Below are 3,971 nucleotides of genomic sequence, written 5' to 3'. Positions count from 1 at the left end.
CGGAGACCGCCGGTTCCGAGCCCGTTGTCCGGGCCATCGTCGGGACCTGCGATGTAGCCGTCGAGAGACATCGACATGTACAGGATGGCCTTGCTCATGGCGATTCTCCTCGCGGTGTTCTGTCAGTGATGCCGAGTAGGAAGGTAGAGGAGTTCCTGGGTGCGGCCGTCGAGCGTACGACTCTCGATCAGCTCCAGGTCGAAGTCGGCGGCACCGGCGAAGATCGGTGCGTCTCCGGTCTGGCCGCTGATCACCGGGAAGATGGTCACCTGGAGCCGGTCGACGAGGCCGGCGGCCATGAGGGTCCGGTTCAGCGAGAGGCTGCCTCCGGTCTGGCCGCTGATCACCGGGAAGATGGTCACCTGGAGCCGGTCGACGAGGCCGGCGGCCATGAGGGTCCGGTTCAGCGAGAGGCTGCCGTGCGAGCGAAGCGGGAGCTCGGATTCATCTTTGAGCCGTGCGACGACATCGGCGGCGTCGCCGCGTGCCAGAGTCGCATCGGGCCAGTCGAGAGGCTCTTCCAGCGTGGACGAGAGCACCGTCGTGGGCTGGTGCTTCATCCTGGTGTTCACGGGGTCGATCGCCTCTGAATCCCGCGTGAGCGTTCCGAGGAACCGCTGGAACATCCGGAACGTGTTCGCTCCGAGGACCAGCCGCAGTTCCTCGCCGTACTGCGCGGCGCGGCGATCCAGGAACTCGGGACCTTGTTTGCCCCAGTAACCACCCCAGTCGCCGTGGGCGTTGTACGAGCCGAAGCCGTCGAGGGTGGTGAACACGTCCCAGGTNCGCGGCGATCCAGGAACTCGGGACCTTGTTTGCCCCAGTAACCACCCCAGTCGCCGTGGGCGTTGTACGAGCCGAAGCCGTCGAGGGTGGTGAACACGTCCCAGGTGTAGATGGCAGTCATGATGGTCTCCTGATTCTCACTTGGTAGGGTCGGACGCGTACCGGGGGAGTCCGGCGGGCCGGTACGTCTGCAGAATGATCCCCTTCGGGAAGGCCCGCGTCGCTACCAGTTCGAGCGCCAGATCGGGGCCGTGTTCGGGGAACAGCCGCGCGCCCTGGCCGACGATCACGGGACACACGAGAAGGGTGAGCTCGTCGACGAGATCGTTTGCCAGCAGCCAACGGGCGAGTGCGCCGCTGCCGTGCACCTGCAGTTCGCCGCCCGGCGGGGTCTTGAGCTCGCGGACCGCGCTGGCGAGGTCCCCGGAGAGCACGGTCGTGTTCGCCCAGGCCGGGTCGGTGAGGGTAGTGGATGCAACGTACTTCGGCCTGGTGTTCAAGGCAGTGGAGATCGGGTTGTCGCCCTGGTCGGAGCCCCAAGTGCCGGTTCCCCAGGACCAGGCGAACATCTCGTACGTGCGTCGGCCGAACAAGAACGCGTCCGCGCGCTGGTAGTAGTCGCCGACGTAGGCCAGCGACTCGTCGTCGAACAGCGGCCTGGCCCAGCCGCCTCTCTCCATGCCCGGGTCGAAGTCGGGATGACGTCCGCCGTTGGACTGGTAGACGCCGTCGACGGACACCTGGATGTTGACCTTCAGCTCCATGGCAGTAGTTCCTCGTCTCATGGTGGCGGTCGCGTTGGGATGCCCGCCGACTGATTGCTCGATATGTACCTTAAGAAGTGAAGCACGCTTGACCTTAACTGAGTATGCATGGAACTGCGGCTGACTTGCCGCCAAGCAGGCGCTCGTCCTCGAGACCCTCCCTGACCTGATCTGACTGGCGAAAGTTAGGGGATGGGGCTCGCAGTCCTGCGGTGGCGCACGCCTACGCAAAGCGGCTGTTCAGAGGGGACTTTTGCCACCCACCCCTAAACGAAGAGTTGGTGCGGACTCTGGCTGTCCTGTCACCGGAGCTCCACCTCCCTCGCCCTCGGAGCTGTGCTCATGATCGCCTGGTACGCCTCTTCGGGCCGCCGCGCCGCGGTGAAATAGGGGCATCGCGGAAGACGAACCCGTCGTTTAGTAGGGGCATCAAAAAAGAGCGGCCCGTCCAAGACTGGACGGGCCGCTCTTTACGTTCCCCGGGGGATGCGTCCGCCAGAGGCGGATGCTTGGACCTACGCGGCGTTCCCTACAATACGACGCCCAGCGACCGGCCCGCTGAGCTGAACGTACCCGACCAGGCTCACTTTCTGTGCGGTGCACGGACCACTGGCCGAGGACGGGGCGCCGGAGACGGCGATGACGATCTCCGAGGGCTTCTCCTGCAGATGAACGACAGATGGCACGGCGCAGCCGACCTGTCCGGCAGACAGGTAGATTCGGTTTTTCTCCTCATCGACCTTCACCAGCTTCCAGGGAATTGTCTCACCGGTGGCCGGTGAGAGTGCCACAGGGAGCTGATTGGCACTAGGAGTGACAGCTGTGATGCTCGGGCTTGTCTTGGACGGTGGCGTGGCTTCCGGAGATGTCGAAGCGGCTGGCTGGCCTCCGCCGTTCTGGGGCGAGCCGGTGCCGCATGACAGAAGGCCGAAAAGGGCCGCCCCGGCGATAAGCACCGCGGCGCCCCCTCTCGTAACGTTGGTCATCGGTAGCCAACCACTAGTGGACCACGGTGGCGGTGAAGACCTGCTGAAGATACTTTACGTCTGCGAAGAACACTGTTTTTCCTCCATCGGACTGCGCGCTGATGGTTCCGGCCATCTGAACCCCGCCTGAGACCGGCACAACGACCGGTCCGCCACTGTCACCGGACTGGACGATCGGTGTCGGCGCAACGGCAGCGTCCAGTCCACAAACGCTGTATATTACCGATCCTTCACTGACATTGACGCAAGCGTTGATGAGGCTCACTCTTCCACCACAGGCATAACCTGTAAAGGATCCGGCCGTGCACACAGGGGTCCCTGCATATGTGCTGCTCTTGGGCGCAACGCTGGCAGCGCCGGTGACGTGGGCGGCCGTATAGGTCGAGCCATTGGTCCAGACGTAGGGGCTGTAGCTGGACCCGCTCAGCAGGGCGCCGTCAGTCCTGTTATTACCCCATTGCACGTAGGATGCCGTGCCCATTGTGCCGGAGTTCCAGATGTAGGTGCCGTCGTAATATCCCTGGTACCAGCTTGCTCCAACCGGGCCACAGTGGCCCGCGGTCATCATGTAGGTGGTGGTGCTTTTCAGATATGGCGACGAAACGGTGCACTCGAAGATCCACCACTGCCCGTTAATGAGCCTCTGGTTGACGATCCGGTCGCCGCCATAGTAAGGGGTGCTGTCGATGAAGGGCGGAACGTTGCTGGGCGTGAGCGATGCGGCGGCAAGCGTGGTTGTGGCTGATCCGCCGGACTTCTTGGGAGGGGCAGCCACGGCCTTGACTGGTGCAGGGGCTGATACCCGAGTCTTCTTGAAAGCCGGTTCGACCACGTCTTGCTGGAATACCACTACGTCCGGTCCCAGATGCTTCTTCAGTGCGGCAAGTTCGTCGCCGTGGATGCTGGTCAGGCCTACCTGAAGGACCCCATCCTTCTCCGCCCAAAGGGAGAGGCGGTCGGCGAATCCCTCCTGGGCGGCAGCTGTCGGTACTGACGTTCGGAACTCGCCATGCGCTGGTGGTGGTGGTGTTGCTTCCGCGGCGGCCGCACCCATCAAGGAAGTCAGGACTAGGGCGAGGGTTGCCGGGAGTGCGATTGCTCTGAACTTATGCTGAGTCAAGAAGTTCCTCCGTCGATTGGATATTCCATAACACGGCGGAGAACATACAAGTTCGGGTCCCCCACCACCCATTTCCCCCAGCGACAGTGGTTGCTGAAGGTAACTTAGATAGGACGCACATTACTCATGAGTAAGTGGTGGGGTCAACGGAGCTGGAGACATCTTTGTGGCGGCGTTCCGTGCGGGCGCAGCTTCCGCGCGAGCGTCGCCCGTTAGTCCGAAGTTACGCAGGTTGAGACGCCGGAATCCCCGTGTTGGCGGGGATTCCGGCGTTTTTGCTGGGTGGGTGTCTGGCTACTTTCCGTGGGCGGCGGC

General features: G+C 63.2%; 3 protein-coding genes and 1 pseudogene. All 4 read right to left on the bottom strand.

From position 1 onward, the window contains the following. Positions 1-122: 122 nt before the first annotated feature. A pseudogene (locus ASG92_RS24600) lies at positions 123-785 on the bottom strand (dihydrofolate reductase family protein); the annotation flags it as partial. A 138-nt stretch (positions 786-923) separates the two neighbouring features. Next, a complete protein-coding gene (locus ASG92_RS24595; RefSeq protein ID WP_056634864.1) occupies positions 924-1,550 on the bottom strand; it encodes a dihydrofolate reductase family protein in 627 nt (208 codons plus the stop codon). Positions 1,551-2,065: 515 nt separating this feature from the next. Next, positions 2,066-2,341, bottom strand: coding sequence for a hypothetical protein (locus ASG92_RS24590; RefSeq protein WP_157372473.1), 276 nt, complete (start codon positions 2,339-2,341; stop codon positions 2,066-2,068). A gap of 208 nt (positions 2,342-2,549) precedes the next feature. Further along, positions 2,550-3,656 carry a hypothetical protein gene (locus tag ASG92_RS24585; protein WP_157372472.1) on the bottom strand — a complete coding sequence of 369 codons (1,107 nt, stop codon included), beginning with the start codon at positions 3,654-3,656 and terminating at the stop codon, positions 2,550-2,552. Between the last annotated feature and the right edge of the window lie 315 nt (positions 3,657-3,971).

Origin of the sequence: Arthrobacter sp. Soil736 (genome assembly GCF_001428005.1) — a bacterium.
Classification (GTDB): domain Bacteria; phylum Actinomycetota; class Actinomycetes; order Actinomycetales; family Micrococcaceae; genus Arthrobacter.
Note: the sequence above shows the minus strand (reverse complement) of the source record. Positions and strands in the feature narration are given on the sequence as shown.

Coding starts and splice junctions, on each gene's coding strand:
- ASG92_RS24595 (WP_056634864.1), bottom strand. CDS start 1,550: ATGGAGCTGAAGGTCAACATCCAGGTGTCCGTCGACGGCGTCTACCAG.